Below are 14,541 nucleotides of genomic sequence, written 5' to 3'. Positions count from 1 at the left end.
TGGCGTCGACGACGACGCGGCGTGGCAGTGGCGCGAGCGGTACGTGGCACGTGCGCTCAAGGCGGTGTTTGCCGGGCTCGGCGGCAGCGACGACCCGCGTGCGTGGACGCTGCGCCGCGCGTACGCGGCGCGCGTCAAGGAGGCGGTCGACTCGACGATCGGGCTCGCCAGTGACGCGGCCTGGTCGTTGCGAGACGAGGTCGCCGACCTGTGGCCGTCCACGGTCGTCAAGTCGATCGTGCCGCTGGCGCGCGACGCGCGCGCGCAGCGGCTCACACGCCGACTGCTCGCCGCGTACCCGGCGAACGTGTCGTTGCTCAAGCACGTCGTGCGGTTCGAGGCAGTTCGCGCCGGCGCCGCCGCGCTGGACGTGGTCGTTTGACGCCGCCGGCCTAGGAGGAAACCGATGCGAACCGTCCTCTCGATGCTCGTAGTCGTCGTCGCCGCGTGCGGTGGCGACGACCGGCCGGCCGGCGACTGCGTGCCCGGCAGCTCGCAGCGATACCTGCCGATCGCCGTCGGCGCCACGTGGAGCTACAGCGTGTACGCCGTCGACGCACCCGACGTCGTGACGACCAAGTCGCAGCGCATCACCGGCACGATGCCGGATCCGACCGACGGGGTGGACGTGTTCGTGCAGGAGACGGTCAAGTCGACTGGCCGCACGGTCAACTGGCTCGCGGTCGACGGCGACCGGGTCGTGCGTCGCAGGCAGCTCGACTACACGCCCGACGGCGCGCTCGAGCGCACGACGCTGTACGAGCCGCCGCGGCTGCGCCTGGACGAGTCGCCCGCGCACACGGCGGCCGGCGCGACCTTCGAAGTGAGCTACACGGAAATCGAGCTGGACCCGAACGGCGTCGAGGTCGACCGCCGCGCGATTACCGAGCAGTGGGTGGTGCTCGATGCGGACGCTCCATGTCCGGACGCGTTCGCCGACATCGACTGCCTTCACGTCCAGCGAGGCCAGGCGGGCGTGCCGCCGAAGGCGTTTTGGTTCTCGCGCGGGATCGGCAAGGTTCGCGAGGACGGCGGCCAGGTCGAGCAGCTCACGGCCTGTTCGCTGCCGTGACCGCGGCGCGGGGGGAATAGGCCGGGCGTGCCGGCGGTTGCATCGATAGACCGTCCGTCCGCCGTCGCGCGTTGGAGCCAACAGCCATGAAACCCGCCATTGTCACCAGTCTGTGGGAGTTGATCTCGTCGCTGCAGGACCGCCTGGAGCGCTATGGTCTCGACGACGCCGTGATCGACGCGGCCGTCGTGAGCGGTGTCGAAAGCATGCTGTCGCGGGCTGCGCCGCGCGCGACCGGCGACGCCGCGCCGCCCGACGGCATGCAGCTCGTGCTCGCGCCGGCCGGCGAAGCGTAACGCGGTGCGTTGCAGCTCGCGCGAGTGGCGCCGCGCGTCACGCGCCCTACCGTCTATCCGCGCGGCAGCGCGTCGAGCGGCGTGTTCGCGTCCAGGTACTCGTTGAGCTTGCGCTGGATGTACTTTTTCGCCTGACCGCGCCAGGCGAATCCCGGGTCGTCTCCCTCGAAGCGGGCGATGCCGTCGCCGAGTGACAGCTCTCCGCGGATCTTGACGACCTTCTTGAACCGGCCGCTGAACGTCGCGCGGTCGCCGTTCCACGTCACGTCGATATGGTGGCGGTTGGTGAGGTATTCGCCGAGAGCCTCGAGGCGCGCGCGCGCTTCGGCCTTCGGCAGCGAGTGCGGGAATTCCAGCTTCATGGCGGTACGGCTTGCCGGGGCGCCTAGCGGCGGTCGCAGCGGTTGAGCTCGGCCAGGCTGGTGGCGCGCAGCACGCACTGCTCCTGCGCCTTCGACAGCCCGTCCTTCTTACAGCTCGCGATCAGTTGGTCGCGCGGCGGTTTTTCCTTGTCGGTCGCCTTCGAGGCGGCGTCGCGCTCGACCAGCTCGATGATGTGATCGACCGCCTTTTCGCAGTCGCCCGGCTTGTTGCACGCCGCACATGCGGCGGCGACGGCGCCGGCGAGGATCGACACGTACAATCTGCGAATCACGGTACCTCCTGCCCGGCCGACATCCGCCCCGTCGGGGCGGCCGACCGCGTGGCTCAAACTTACAACAGATCGGGCGGGCGGGTCACTGCGCGGCGTCCCCCGCGACCAGCGCCGTACCGACGGAGCCCGGCGCGTCGATTTCGGCCAGCAGCTCGCCGGGCGCGAGCTGCCCCACCACGTGGACGCAGCCGACGCGGCCGCTGGCGAGGCCGCGAATCGATTCGTCGAGCTTGGGGATCATCCCGTCCCGCACGGTCCCGTCGGCGATCGCCGCGCGCGCGGCGTCCGCGTCGAGCAGGGGGATCCTCGATTCCGGGTCGTCGCGGTCGCGCAGGACGCCGCGCGCGCCGGTGACGAGCACGAGGTGGTCCGCGCCGAGCGCGGCCGCGAGCTGGTTCGCGATGATGTCGGCGTTGATGTTCAGCACGCCGCCGTCGGGGGCGCCGCCCAGACAGGCCAGCACCGGCACGTATCCGCCGGTTAGCAGCCGGTCGAGCAGGTCGCGGTTGAACCCGACCACGTCGCCGACCAGGCCGAAGTCGATCGGGTCGGGGCCGCCGCCGGCGACCACGGCCGGCGCTCGGCGGACGGCTGCGATTGCGCGCGAGCTGGCGCCGTGCAGTCCGACGGGGCGAGCCCCGGCCGCTCCGAGTGCGGCGCACAGGTCGACGTTCAGGCGCCCCGCGACGACCATCTTCATGACGTCGAGCGTGGCGGCGTCGGTGATGCGCCGCCCGGCGACCACGCGCGGCTCGATGCCGAGCCGCCGCTGCATGTGTGTGGCCTGCGGCCCGCCGCCGTGGACGACCGCGACCTGCGCGCCGCGCGCGGCGAGCGCGGCGATGTCCGCGGCCACCGGCGCGACGGCGGCCCGGTCGTCGATCAGCTCGCCGCCGATCTTGACGACGGCGATCACGGCCAGCTCCCCGGGTCGGCGAGCGACGCGCGCTCGTCGAGTCCCAGCATCAGGTTCATGTTCTGGATCGCTTGCCCCGCGCCCCCCTTGATCAGGTTGTCGAGCGCCGCGAAGCACGTGATCGTCCGCCGGCCAGCGTGCGGCTCACCGACGGCGAATCCGACTTCGGCGTAGTTCGACCCCGACACCGCGGCGACCTCCGGCAGGCGTGTCGGCGGCCGGCGCACGAAGGGTTCGCCCGCGTACGCGGCGTCGTACAAGTCGGCGACGCGTTGCTCGTCTACCGACGCATCGACCTCGACGAACGCGGTCGCGAAGATGCCGCGCGACAGGGGGCCCGACACCGGCACGAACCGCAACTGCACGTCCGGCGCGCCGGCGGCGGCGAGCGTCTCGCTGATTTCCGGCGTGTGCTGGTGCACGAGCGGCTTGTAGGTCTTGAGGTTGACCGCGCGCACGGGATGGTGCGTGGCCGCGGACGGCGCCGCGCCGGAGCCGCTCGAACCGGTTACCGCGCACACGTGCACCGGACCCGCGAGCAGCCCCGCGCGCGCGAGCGGCAGCAGCGCCAGTTCGGTCGTCGTCGCGAAGCAACCGGGCGACGCGACGCAGCGCGCGGCTCGGATCGCGTCCCGGTTCAGTTCGGGCAACCCGTAGACGAACGACGCAAGCAGTTCCGGGTGCGGATGGTCGACTCCGTAGTAGCGGCGATACGCGCGCGGGTCGGTGAGGCGGAAGTCACCGGACATGTCGACGATCTTGACGCCCAGCTCGATGAGTTCGGGCACCTTCGCGGCGGTGACCTTGTGGGGCAGCGCGAGCAGCGCGACGTCGCAGCCCGCGGCGGCTTCGCGCGGCGTCAGGTTCTCGAAGCGCAAGTCGGTGACGCCGGTGAGGTTCGGATGTGCGGCCCAGACCGGCTCGCCGACGTAGTCGATCGACGCGACGCGGACCAACTCCACGTCCGGGTGCAGCAGCAGCCGGCGGATCATCTCGCCGCCGCCGTATCCGCTGCCGCCGATGAGGGCGGCTTTCAGTCGTTTTCCGCTCATGGCGCGCCACCGTACTACGGCGGCCGCGGGGAGCCAACGCGCCCGCGCGCCGACCCCGCGACGCCCGCTGCGGCCCGGCGCTCCGTGGTAAGAACCGCACCATGTTGGACCGAGTGCTGGCGGCCGCGCGCGCGCGGGCCGACGAGGCGGTCGCCCGCCTGCGGACGTGGGTCGAACAACCGTCGTTTTCCTCCGACGTCGCCGCGGTCAATGCGATGGGGGCGCTGCTGCGCGACGCATTCGGCGCGGTCGACGGACTGCGCGGCGACGTGCGCCCGGGCGGCGACGGCAGTGGCGACCACTTGTGGTGGCGGACGGCCGCATGGGACCGCACCGCGGCGGGCCGCGTGCTGCTCGTCGGTCACCACGACACCGTCTTTCCGCCGGGGACGTTCGAGGGGTGGCGGGTCGACGGCGACCTTGCGCGCGGCCCAGGAGTGCTGGACATGAAGGGAGGGATCGCGGTGGTGTACACGGCGTTGGCGGCGCTCGCGGACGCGGGCGCGCTGGCGTCGCTGCCGGTCGCGTTCGTATCCGTGGCGGACGAGGAGGTCGGCTCGCCGGACTCACGCCCGCTGCTCGAGGAGATCGCGCGCGGCGCCGCGTGTGCACTCGTATTCGAGGCGGGCCGGGCAGGCGACGCGATCATCACGCGGCGGAAGGGCACCGGCGGCCTCACCGTCGAGGTGCACGGACGCGCCGCGCACGCGGGCAACCACCACGCCGACGGCATCAACGCGATCTGGGCGCTGGCGCGGTTCGTCGACGCGGCGCAGCGGCAGACCGACTATGACCGCGGCGTGACGGTCAACGTCGGCGTGATCGCGGGCGGCACGAGCCGCAACACCGTCCCCGCCCGCGCCGAGTGCGGCGTCGATCTGCGGTTTGTGCGCGCCGAGGACGGCCGCGACGTGGTCGACCGGTTGCGCGCGATTGCAGGCGAGATTGCGGCCGATACCGGCGCCAGGTTCGACGTGCGCGGAGGCGTGCGGCGTCCGCCGCTCGAGCGTACGCCCGAGTCGGTGGCGCTGTACGAACGGTATGCGCGCGCCGCGCGCGCCAGCGGCCTGGGCGACGCAGAGTGCGATCTCATCGGCGGCGGCAGTGACGCCAACACGATCTCCGCGCTCGGCGTTCCGTGCATCGACGGGCTCGGGCCGCGCGGCGCCGGCTTCCACACGCACGACGAATACATCGAGCTGTCGTCGCTGCCGCTGCGCACCGAGGCGCTGTTGCGGTTCCTCCTCGACGGCTGACCGGCGGTCAGCTCGACGCGCTGGTGTAGGTCGCGATCGCGGCGCGCCACACCGCGCGGCTGAGTGCAAGCGCGGCCAGCGCGCCGGCCGCCGACCACAGGGCCGTCGTCGCGCGCAGCGTGCCGAGCAGCGCCATGGCCGGGTAGGTCGTCATCACGGCCAGCGGCAGCACGAATGTGAACACGAACCGCCACGCGCCGCGAAACACGTGCACCGGCCAGCGCGCCGCGTCGAACACGGCGCTGAACATGTACGTCAGGTTGTCGAGCTTCACGACCCAGAACGCGAGGCTCACCACGATCATCCACAGCGCGTACAGCATCGCCGTCGACGCCGCCATCATCGCTGCGCCGACCGCGAGTTCGGCCGCGCTCGGCGCGCGACCGAGTCGGGTGAGCGCGATCGCGATGACGGTCATTCCGCCGGCAACGTCCACCACCTTCCACGGCTGAAACCGCGCCGTGCTCACGAGAAACTGTGCATCAGCCGGTTTGAGCAGGACGTAGTCGAAGCTGCCGGTGCGGATGCGGTCCACGGTGTCGACCAGACTCGGGTTGATGACACCGTCGAGCAGGCCGCGGAGTGCGGTGAACCAACCGATGACGACGAGCGCCTCGTCGAACGACCAGCCGGCGACCGACTCCCTGCGGTCGAACAGAATGACCAGTGGAATGAGGTGCCAGCCGAGCCAGAACAGGCTCATTGCGCCCTGGACGAAAAAGTCGATGCGGTACTGCATCGACGTCGCGAACGAGGCGCGCGCCTGGACCCACAGCAGTTTCGCGTAACGTGCGGCGTTCATGCGCCGTAGGCCTCGAATCGGCGGACACCCGCACGCCACAGCGCGACGGCGACTGCAACGGTAGCCGCAACGTACGCCCACTGCGCGCCGAGCTGCGCCAGCGCGGCTGCGCGGCCGTAGCGTCCCATCAACACGTCCGCCGGAAACCCGAGCATATATTGGAACGGCAGGACGCCGGCGATCGACCTCAGCCAACTCGGCAACAGCTCCAGCGGGATCAGGTAGCCGGACAGAACCGCGACCACGCCGAGGTACAGATCGAACACCGCGGTGGATTTTTCGATCCAGAAGCTCAGCGTGCCGACGATCAACATCCAAAAGTACATCAACGACCACGCTCCCACGAGCGACCCGGCGAACACCGCGATCGCGATCGGGTCGCCCGTGAGGGCGCCGCGCGCCGAGGTCGCGAGCAGGATGGCGGCCATCGGCAACGCGACCACACCCCGCAGCGGGATGGCGGACAGGTGAGTGCCGGCAAACGTGACGAACGGGTGCACCGGGCGAAGCAAACGCATCGACAGCGTGCCCGTGCGCACTTCCTCGTTGAGTTGCCACACGACCCACGAGAGCCGGTGACGGTGCGCACGATCATGGCGATGAGGTAGTAGGCGACGAAGTCGCGACTGGAGAACCCCGCGAACGGCGCCTCGCGAGCGACGGCGGTCCACAGTGCGAGCATGATCAGCGGCATGGTGTTGGTGAACATCCACACCACGAACTCGACGCGGTAGGCGAATGCCTCGGCGGCGCCGACGCGCAACAGGGTCGGCATGGCGCGCCGCCATGCGCGGACGGACTCGAGCGCACTCACGGTTCGGATGCCGCGCCGGGCGGGCGCGCATCGGCTGCGCGGCGGAACAACTGACGCATCACGTCTTCGAGCGGCGGGTCTTCGACGCTGAGGTCTTCGACCGGCAGGCGCTCGAGCGCGTGGCTCACGACGTCGCGCACCGCGTTGTGCGCGACGCGCAGCACGACGCGGCCGGCCTCGTGGTCGACGACGTGGCCGAGCCGATCGAGCGCGTCCCGGTCGACCGGACCGGCGAGCGAAAACGACACCAACTTGTCGGGGCGCATCGACCTCACGAGCGCGCGCAGGTCGCCGTCATAGATGATGCGACCGTGGTCGATGACGATGACCCGCGGACAAAGCGCGACGACATCTTCCATATAGTGCGACGTCAGCAGAACCGTCGCCTCGTAGCGCTCGTTGTAGCGCCGGATGAACTCGCGGATCGCGACCTGCATGGCGACGTCCAGACCGATGGTCGGCTCGTCGAGAAACAGCGTGTTCGGTTCGTGCAGCAACGCGGCGGTCAGCTCGCATTTCATGCGCTCGCCGAGCGACAGCTGGCGGGTCGGCTTGGTGGCGAGTTCCCCGATGCCGAGCAGCGCGTCGATTTCGGCGAGCGCCGCGCGGTAGCGGTCGCGCGGCACGTCGAACACGGCGCGGTTGAGTTCGAACGTCTCGGCCGGCGGCAAGTCCCACATGAGCTGCTGCTTTTGCCCCATGACCAGGGTGATGCTGCGCAAGAACGCGCGCTGGCGGCGGCGCGGTTCGAACCCGTTGACGCGGACCTCGCCGCGCGTCGGGTGCAGCAGGCCGCTGAGCACCTTCAATGTCGTGGTCTTGCCGGCACCGTTCGGGCCGAGGAAGCCGACGCGTTCGCCTCGGTCGATGCGCAGCGAAATCCCGTCTACCGCGCGAACGATCTCGCTATCCCGGCGAAACAGCGACCGAACGGCGGCCGCAAAGCCGGGGGGTCGCCGGTGCACGCGGAAGTGCTTGACGAGGCCTTCGACTTCGACCACGCCGGCATTGTGCCGCACGCGGCCCGACAAAGACGAGGGGGCGATGTCGATCTTGCTTGCGTCGACCGCGACGAGTTCTTACACTTGAAACTGCGTCGACGCGAAAACCCCAACCCACAGGAGGTGTCTTGACGACGGAAACACCACCGGGCTGTCAGCAGCGCGCCGCGGGTGAGCTGCCCGACGGCGCATGGGGTCGGGGGCTCCGCCGCACGGGGGAGAGGATCCAGCACCGTTGACGTGCCGGACAAATGTCCTGGGCATCAGACCAGGCGGCCATTGAGTGAGCCTGCACCCGGCCGTTTTTAGCCAACCGGCTACAACTGAAGAGCGAATGCCGAAGCGGACCTCCGGGTCCGCTTCGGCGCTTTCGGCGGCCGGGTGTCACGCGGCGGTCTGCGGATCGCCGTCGGCTGCCGGCCCGCTGGAGTCGACCGGGTGGTGGACCATCGCGGCCTTCGGAGGCCGGCCCCAGCGGTCGGAGCGCGCGGCGGTCGCGCGATGGTGGCCGCGCGCCGGCCCCACGTTCGGCTCAGTCGGGTTCGGGCGGCAGGTTCTTGAGCGGCAGCGCGCTCACGTTCTGCCCGGACAGGATGGCGCGCAGCAGCCGGTCGCCGATGCGCGCGATGCCGAGCAGGAACTCGACGCGTTGGCGTACGAACCGGACCTGATCTCGCCGGTCGCCGGCCGCGTCGCGAGCGAGCTCGGCCAGCTCCGCCAGCGACGCTTCGAACGCTTCGATCGCCACCTGGATCTGGCGCAGTTCGCGCTCGCGGAACACGCGCGACACCATCTTCCAGATGCTCGTCTCCGGCTCGTAATAGTCGCGACGATCGCCCGGTCTCCGCGTCTTGCGCACGACTCCCCACTCGAGCAGTTGGTGCATCGTCATCGAGATCGCCCCGGCGGACAGAGACAGGCGCTCGCCGAGTTCGGCGGCCGACAACGGCTCACGCGAAAAGTACAGGACCGTCCACGCGCGGCCCATGTGGCGCTTGAACCCCCAGAACTCGATGAGACCCCCGATGGCGTCGGCCATGCGGAGGACGAGGGCGTCAGTCGGATCCCGCCTGGCCATCGGCCGATCGCTGCTCCTCGAGCCGTCGGCGCTCGATGATCTGCTGAATTTCGTCAGGCGACAGGCCGCCGGATGGCGCGATGCGCACGCGGGCTTCGCGGCCGGTGCTCAGTTCGCGGGCGCGGACCTCCAGGATCGATTCCACGTTGGCGGTGAGGGACAGCTCGAGTTTGACGCTGCCGGCAGGGCCGGGCGGGAGGTCTTCGAGGCGAATTTCGCCAAGTTTGCGGTTGCGCCGCACATCGCTGTCCTCGCCCTGATAGATGTCGATGTGGACGAACCGCTGGTTGTCCATCGTCGTCGCGAACAGTTTGCGGGCGCGCGCCGGCAGCATCGAGTTTCGCGGGATGATCGTCGAGAACGCCGAGTCGCCGACGCGGATGCCGATCGAGTGCGCGGCGACGTCCAGCAGCGCGGCATCGTCGAGTTGGCCGGACAGGATGCCCCCCTGTGCCGCGGCTCCGCACGCGACGATCTCGTCGGGGTTCGCGCCTTTGGACGGTTTGGTGCCGAAGATCTGTTCGACCATCTGCTGCACCATCGGGTCGCGCGACATGCCGCCGACCAGCAGCACTTCTTCGATGTCGGCCGGCGACAGCTCAGCGTCGCGGAGTGCGCGTTCGCAAGGGATCCTGAGCCTGTCGATGAGATCCGATGTCGCCGCGGTAAGTTCGTCGCGCGTCACGGTGCGCTCGATGTGGATTTGCTCGCCGGCGTCGTTCTGCGCGAGGTACGGCAACCGGATGACGGTCTCGCGCGCATGCGTGAGTTCGCGCTTGGCGGACTCGGCCGCCTCCTTGAGCCGGCCGAGCGCAACCGGAATGCCGGTGACGTCGACGCGGTGTGCGTCGAACACCTCGTCGGCGATTCGCTCGATCAGCCGCCGGTCCCAGTCGTCGCCGCCGAGCGCGGTGTCGCCGTTGGTCGCGAGCACCTCGAAGATGCCGTTTTCGACCGCCATGATCGAGATGTCGAACGTGCCTCCGCCGAGGTCGAACACGGCGATCACGCGGCGCCCCTTGCGCACGCGGTGCGCTCCGTACGCGAGCGCGGCGGCGGTCGGTTCGTTGAGAATGCGGACCACGTCGAGGCCCGCGATCGCGCCCGCGTCGCGAGTCGCCTGGCGTTGAGCGTCGTCGAAGTAGGCGGGAACGGTGACGACCGCCTGGGTAACCGGTTCGCCGAGCGCCTCCTCGGCGATCTGTCGCATGCGCGACATCACGTGCGACGACACTTCCTGCGGCGACTTGATCTCGTTGCCGATGCGAACCCACGCATCGCCGTTGGGAGCGGCGACGATTCGAAACGGGACCGACCGCGCGAACCAGGACACGTCGTCCGCGTTGACCTTGCGGCCGATGAGGCGCTTGATGCCGAAAATCGTCCGCTGGGGGTTGGTCACTGCCTGGCGGCGCGCCGGGTGACCCACGAGCACTCCGTCGGCCGTCCACGCCACAACCGACGGCGTCGTGCGCTGGCCGGTGCGATCGGCCAGGACGCGCGGCTGCCCCTTGTCGTCGAGCACGGCGACGCACGAGTTGGTCGTTCCCAGGTCGATGCCGATGATGCGTCCCACCCCGTTACTCCTTTTGGCCGAGCAGCCGGGCGAGCAGGCCCTTTCGCTCGTTGGTGGCGATTCGGCGCATCTCCGCGAGTTCGCGGATCGCGCGCTCGTTGGCGGGGTCGAGTTCGAGCACGGCTTCGAAGCGTTGCGCCGCTTCGAGGCGGTCGCGCAACGCGAGGGCTTTGAGGCCCTCGCACAGTTCGACGCCAGCGCGAGCGCGCCGGTCGTCGGGGCGTTTGCGCGCGGCGATCTGGTACAGCATGAGCGCCTGGTCGAATTGGCCGGCTTCGACGAGGGCGCCGGCGCGCTCCAGGTCGGAACCGATTCCGTCGGACGCCGCGGGTTGCGTCGCGGCCGCGCGGGGTGCCGGCGCCGGCGGCGCGGGAGCCGCGGGCGGCGCCGTGGCCGCGGGCGGCGCCGTGGCCGCGCGCGGCGTGAACGCGGGCGGCGCCGCCGGGCCGCTTTGCACTCGCGGCCGGGCGGCCGGCGCGCGTGCGACCGGCTGCGGGCTCGGCGCCGCGGTGGGCGCGGCGGTGGGGCGCGCGCCGCGGGTCGGCGTTGCGCGGCGTCCTTCCAGCGCCGCGCGGGTGCGGGCGCGCGCCTTCTCGGTGCCGAGTTTGCGATAGGCGTCGCGGATGAGGATGAAGATTTCCGACGCCTGGGCGCGCGCTTCGGTGCTCTGGTAGCGGGCGAAGCGGTCCGGATGGTACTTGCGCGTGAGTTCGCCGAACGCCGCGCGCACGTCGGCGTCGGTGGCGTCGTAACCGACGCCCAGGATCTGGAACGGGTTCATCCGCTGCAGCGAGGCGAGTTCCTCGCGCAGCGAGGCGACCAATTCGGCTTCGGCATCGACGATGTCGGCGGCGTCCTCCACCGCCGCAGTGCGCGCGCCATCGCCGGCGGCGGCCGGCGTCTTGGCCGGCGTCGCCCTGGCGGACCGAAGCGCCGTTTCGATCAGCCACAGCGCACTTTGCGGCACGGTATCGAGCGCGATGTCGATCCCGGGGCCGCGGCCCCCGAGGCCACCCGGCGGCACGTGCGCCGACACGGCGCCGTTCAGGACGATCAACGACTCCGACGGCAACGTGAGATCGATGCGGACCTTTGTGCCCACCGGCGGTGGCTTGGCCGCCTTGAGAAAGATCGCGGATCGCGACAGGTCGCGTTGATAGATCGCGCGCAGCTGAGGCCACGACTTGCAGCGCAACTTGATCCGAATCGGCGCTGCAGCCATCGGTGGGATTATAGGGACCGAGCAACGATTCTCGCAAGTTGTGGCGGCGGTCACCGGCGGGTAGGATACCGGTAGTGACCGGGTCGTTTCGCCTGGGCTCCCTGCTGCTCGCGGGCTCGTCCGTCGGCTTGGCGTTTGGTGCGGGCGCCCTCGGCCCGGGGACCCCGGCCGGCGCGGCGCTCGGGGTGGGCGCTCTCGGCATGATCGCGGCCGGCGTTGCGGGCCGGTTGCGGGGCGGCGCCCCCACGGCGGATCCGGCGACCCGGTTTCTCGAGCGCGCGTTGGCGGCGGACTCGTTGGACGCGATCGCGCGCGAGTTTCGCATGGCCGTGCGCGCGCAGGTCGGCGCTTCGACCGCAGTCTTGATCGCGCCGGCCCCGGACGGCCAGATCGTCGCGCTCGGCGCAAGCGACGCGCGCGTCGTCGACGGCGAATCGGCGGCGTTCGACTGGCTGGCCGACCAGCGGCAGCCGGTCAACCGCGCCGACCTCGCCGCGCGCGGGGACGCGAGCGGACCGGCCGCCGTCCGCGCGCTGCTGGACGAACTCGGCGGCGACGTCGTGTTGCCGCTGGTCCACCGGGGCGTCCTGCTCGGACTGGGTGTCATCGGCGGCGCGCGCGTCGCGCCGGAGGACGCGGACGTCTTCTACCGCGCGATGCGTGCGACGACCACGGCCGCGATCGCGAACACGTACCTCGACGCGGAAGCGCGCGGCGGCTCGCGGCTCGCGCGCACGTTCGACCTGGCGACCGCGATGCAAGAGTCGCTGATGCCCGACGACCGGGTCGTGCGCCGTCCGACGTTCGAGTTGCGCGGGCTGTTCGTGCCGGTGGCCGAGTGTGGCGGGGACCTGTGGAGCTGGCGCGAACTCGGGCGCGGCCGGCTGCTGCTGGTGATCGCGGATGCGACGGGCCACGGAGCCGCTCCGGCGCTGCTCGCTGCAGTGGCCAAGGGGGCGATCGATGCCCACTGGCAGCTCATGGGCGCTGACCTCGACCCGGGGCGGCTGCTGGCCGCGCTCAACCGCGCCATCTACCGCGCCGGCCGCACGCGCTACATGATGACCGCGTTCGCCGCCGTGCTCGACAAGGCGGCCGGTGAGGTGCGGTACGCGAATGCGGCGCAGAACTTCCCGTTCTTCATCGCCGGCGATGAGGCGAAAGTCGAGGTGTTGGTCGCGCGCGGCAACACGCTGGGCGCGGCGCCGGAGGCAGCGTACGAGACGCACCGCCGGCCGATGGCGATGGGGGACAAGCTGGTGCTGTACACCGACGGACTGGTGGACGCCGCGTCGCCCGACAAGGGTCCGTTCGGCGAGCGACGCCTGCGCGCGGCGATTCAGGCGATGGCGCACGAGCGAGCCACGCGAATCCCCGAACTGCTGATGGCGGAGATCGACCGCTACACCGGCGGGAATGCGCTCGACGACGACGTGACCGTGTGTGCGGCGGAGTTCGGCCCGACCGACGAAGGAGGCCGCGCGTGATCGTCGGTGCGGTGCTGGCCGCCGGCGCGGCGCTCGCCTGGGTTGCGCTGTTCGCGTTCGTCCGGCCCGCCGGCGGTGCGCGCGGCGGCGCGGCGCGCGCGCTGGCCGCATTCGCCGAGCAGTCGCTCGAACTCGACAGCATCGAGCGGGTGCTCGCGGCCGCGGCCGACACCGCGCGCCAGCAGTTCGGCGCGCCGCGCGCGGTCGCGTTCGTCCACGCGGTGACCAGCGACGGCTGGGACGCCTACGCCGAGGGGCAAGAGCCGACTGCGGTGCCGGTGGCGCTCAGCGGCGTGTTCGGCTGGTTCCGCCACAATCCGGTGGTGGCCGCGCGCGGCGACCTCGGCGCGGCGCGGTTCGGCGCGATGCGCGGTCCGCTGGCGCAGCTCATGGACGCATACGGCGTCGACCTCGTCGTGCCGTTGGTGCACCGCGGCCATCTGCTGGCGGCGCTCGGGCTGGCGCTCGGCCGCCGTCCGAATGTGGCCGAGCGTGCCGCGCTCGACGACTTTCGCCTGTTGGCGACGGCGGCGTGCGCCAACGTGCGGCTGCACCGCGAGGCGAGTCACGTCATCAGCCTCGCGCGCGAGGTGGACCTCGCGGCGGCCGTTCAGGCGGCGCTCGTGCCGCCGCAGTCCGAGGGGGCGCACGGCGACGTTACCTGGGCCGGGTACTTTCGCGCCGCGGGGGAGGCCGGCAGCGACTTCTGGTCGGTGTACCCGGTCGGCGCGCGCGCGCTGGTCGTCATCGGCGATGCGACCGGCGCCGGCCTGGCCGGCTCGATGGTCTCGGCGGTCGTCAAGAGCTGCTGCGACGCGATCGTGGAGGCGCACGGCGATCAGGTGGAACCGGCGTCGCTCCTCGGCGCGCTCAACCGGGCGCTGTGGCGGCCGGACAAGCCGGCGCACATGACCGCATTCGCGGCGCTGATCGACCCGCGCGAGCGTACCGCGAGGTACGCGAACGCCGGCCACCCGTTCCCCTACCGCGTGGGCACACAAGGCACGCTCAGCGTGTTCCACGGCGCGGGGCCGGTGCTCGGGGATGAACTGCAGAGTCGCTATCCGACTCAGGAGATGGCGCTCGTGCCGGGCGACCTGGTCGTGTTTTTCACGGACGGACTCGTCGACGTGCGCGGCGAGGATGGCAAGCCGTTTGGCGATCGCCGCCTGCAGAAGCTGCTCGCGACGTCGGCCGGGATGTCGGCGCGCGGCCTTCGCGATCGGATCGTGTCGGACGTGGACCGGCTCGCGCGCGCCGGCGGTGTCGAAGACGACCTGGCGCTCGTCGTCGTCCGGTTCGGCGGCTGACGCG

General features: G+C 71.1%; 15 protein-coding genes and 1 pseudogene. 6 read left to right on the top strand and 10 right to left on the bottom strand.

Annotation, left to right across the window (positions count from 1 at the left end; all coding sequences use genetic code 11):
* The 3 genes from D6689_04120 to D6689_04110 all read left to right on the top strand — a co-directional run.
* The coding region (locus D6689_04120; protein ID RMH43846.1) for a dTMP kinase at positions 1–382 on the top strand (382 nt) is incomplete at its 5' end.
* A gap of 42 nt (positions 383–424) precedes the next feature.
* Positions 425–1,072, top strand: coding sequence for a hypothetical protein (locus tag D6689_04115; protein RMH43845.1), 648 nt, complete (start codon positions 425–427; stop codon positions 1,070–1,072).
* Positions 1,073–1,158: 86 nt separating this feature from the next.
* The gene (locus tag D6689_04110) at positions 1,159–1,368 is read left to right on the top strand and encodes a hypothetical protein (protein RMH43844.1); all 210 of its coding nucleotides are present in this window, start codon (positions 1,159–1,161) and stop codon (positions 1,366–1,368) included.
* A gap of 53 nt (positions 1,369–1,421) precedes the next feature.
* Here D6689_04110 and D6689_04105 read toward each other — a convergent pair whose 3' ends face one another.
* The 4 genes from D6689_04105 to argC all read right to left on the bottom strand — a co-directional run bounded on the left by D6689_04105 (position 1,422) and on the right by argC (position 3,991).
* Positions 1,422–1,730: a hypothetical protein gene (locus D6689_04105; GenBank protein RMH43843.1), complete on the bottom strand. Its 309-nt coding sequence runs from the start codon at positions 1,728–1,730 to the stop codon at positions 1,422–1,424.
* 23 nt (positions 1,731–1,753) lie between these two features.
* Positions 1,754–2,011: a hypothetical protein gene (locus D6689_04100; GenBank protein RMH43842.1), complete on the bottom strand. Its 258-nt coding sequence runs from the start codon at positions 2,009–2,011 to the stop codon at positions 1,754–1,756.
* A gap of 94 nt (positions 2,012–2,105) precedes the next feature.
* Positions 2,106–2,939 carry an acetylglutamate kinase gene (gene argB / locus D6689_04095; GenBank protein RMH43841.1) on the bottom strand — a complete coding sequence of 278 codons (834 nt, stop codon included), beginning with the start codon at positions 2,937–2,939 and terminating at the stop codon, positions 2,106–2,108.
* Positions 2,936–3,991, bottom strand: coding sequence for an N-acetyl-gamma-glutamyl-phosphate reductase (gene argC, locus D6689_04090; protein ID RMH43840.1), 1,056 nt, complete (start codon positions 3,989–3,991; stop codon positions 2,936–2,938). Before argC ends, argB begins: the two co-directional genes overlap by 4 nt.
* A gap of 215 nt (positions 3,992–4,206) precedes the next feature.
* Between argC and D6689_04085 the strand changes: the two genes are divergently transcribed.
* Positions 4,207–5,247, top strand: a complete 1,041-nt coding sequence (locus tag D6689_04085) for a M20 family peptidase (GenBank protein ID RMH43847.1) — start codon at positions 4,207–4,209, stop codon at positions 5,245–5,247.
* 7 nt (positions 5,248–5,254) lie between these two features.
* On the opposite strand, the gene D6689_04080 is transcribed toward D6689_04085, so the two are convergent.
* The 6 genes and pseudogenes from D6689_04080 to D6689_04055 form a co-directional block, all read right to left on the bottom strand.
* Complete coding sequence (locus D6689_04080; protein RMH43839.1) at positions 5,255–6,049, bottom strand: ABC transporter permease; 795 nt, start codon at positions 6,047–6,049, stop codon at positions 5,255–5,257.
* Positions 6,046–6,824: pseudogene (locus D6689_04075) on the bottom strand (ABC transporter permease). Before D6689_04075 ends, D6689_04080 begins: the two are co-directional and overlap by 4 nt.
* A gap of 35 nt (positions 6,825–6,859) precedes the next feature.
* Positions 6,860–7,864 carry an ATP-binding cassette domain-containing protein gene (locus D6689_04070; GenBank protein RMH43838.1) on the bottom strand — a complete coding sequence of 335 codons (1,005 nt, stop codon included), beginning with the start codon at positions 7,862–7,864 and terminating at the stop codon, positions 6,860–6,862.
* Between the two features lie 532 nt (positions 7,865–8,396).
* Complete coding sequence (locus D6689_04065; GenBank protein ID RMH43837.1) at positions 8,397–8,942, bottom strand: MarR family transcriptional regulator; 546 nt, start codon at positions 8,940–8,942, stop codon at positions 8,397–8,399.
* Positions 8,920–10,716, bottom strand: coding sequence for a molecular chaperone DnaK (locus tag D6689_04060; GenBank protein ID RMH43836.1), 1,797 nt, complete (start codon positions 10,714–10,716; stop codon positions 8,920–8,922). The genes D6689_04065 and D6689_04060 overlap by 23 nt, the downstream gene beginning before the upstream one ends.
* Positions 10,523–11,740 carry a hypothetical protein gene (locus D6689_04055; protein RMH43835.1) on the bottom strand — a complete coding sequence of 406 codons (1,218 nt, stop codon included), beginning with the start codon at positions 11,738–11,740 and terminating at the stop codon, positions 10,523–10,525. The genes D6689_04060 and D6689_04055 overlap by 194 nt, the downstream gene beginning before the upstream one ends.
* A 74-nt stretch (positions 11,741–11,814) precedes the next feature.
* On the opposite strand from D6689_04055, the gene D6689_04050 reads away from it, so the two are divergent.
* On the top strand, positions 11,815–13,227 hold the full coding sequence (locus D6689_04050) for a hypothetical protein (GenBank protein RMH43834.1): 1,413 nt from the start codon (positions 11,815–11,817) through the stop codon (positions 13,225–13,227).
* Entirely contained in the window at positions 13,224–14,537 is a 1,314-nt protein-coding gene (locus D6689_04045; GenBank protein RMH43833.1) for a serine/threonine-protein phosphatase, read from the top strand. The genes D6689_04050 and D6689_04045 overlap by 4 nt, the downstream gene beginning before the upstream one ends.
* Positions 14,538–14,541 lie beyond the last annotated feature (4 nt).

It is taken from the genome of Deltaproteobacteria bacterium (genome assembly GCA_003696105.1).
GTDB lineage: Bacteria > Myxococcota_A > Polyangia > Haliangiales > J016 > J016.
The sequence above is the reverse complement of the archived record's forward strand: the minus strand, read 5'-3'. Positions and strand labels throughout refer to the sequence as shown.

What these genes read in the sequence shown, in the direction of transcription:
- D6689_04105 (RMH43843.1), bottom strand. Translation starts at nt 1,730, where the DNA reads ATGAAGCTGGAATTCCCGCACTCGCTGCCGAAGGCCGAAGCGCGCGCG.
- D6689_04080 (RMH43839.1), bottom strand. Translation starts at nt 6,049, where the DNA reads ATGAACGCCGCACGTTACGCGAAACTGCTGTGGGTCCAGGCGCGCGCC.
- D6689_04055 (RMH43835.1), bottom strand. Translation starts at nt 11,740, where the DNA reads ATGGCTGCAGCGCCGATTCGGATCAAGTTGCGCTGCAAGTCGTGGCCT.
- argC (RMH43840.1), bottom strand. Translation starts at nt 3,991, where the DNA reads ATGAGCGGAAAACGACTGAAAGCCGCCCTCATCGGCGGCAGCGGATAC.
- D6689_04115 (RMH43845.1), top strand. Translation starts at nt 425, where the DNA reads ATGCTCGTAGTCGTCGTCGCCGCGTGCGGTGGCGACGACCGGCCGGCC.
- D6689_04065 (RMH43837.1), bottom strand. Translation starts at nt 8,942, where the DNA reads ATGGCCAGGCGGGATCCGACTGACGCCCTCGTCCTCCGCATGGCCGAC.
- D6689_04085 (RMH43847.1), top strand. Translation starts at nt 4,207, where the DNA reads ATGGGGGCGCTGCTGCGCGACGCATTCGGCGCGGTCGACGGACTGCGC.
- D6689_04110 (RMH43844.1), top strand. Translation starts at nt 1,159, where the DNA reads ATGAAACCCGCCATTGTCACCAGTCTGTGGGAGTTGATCTCGTCGCTG.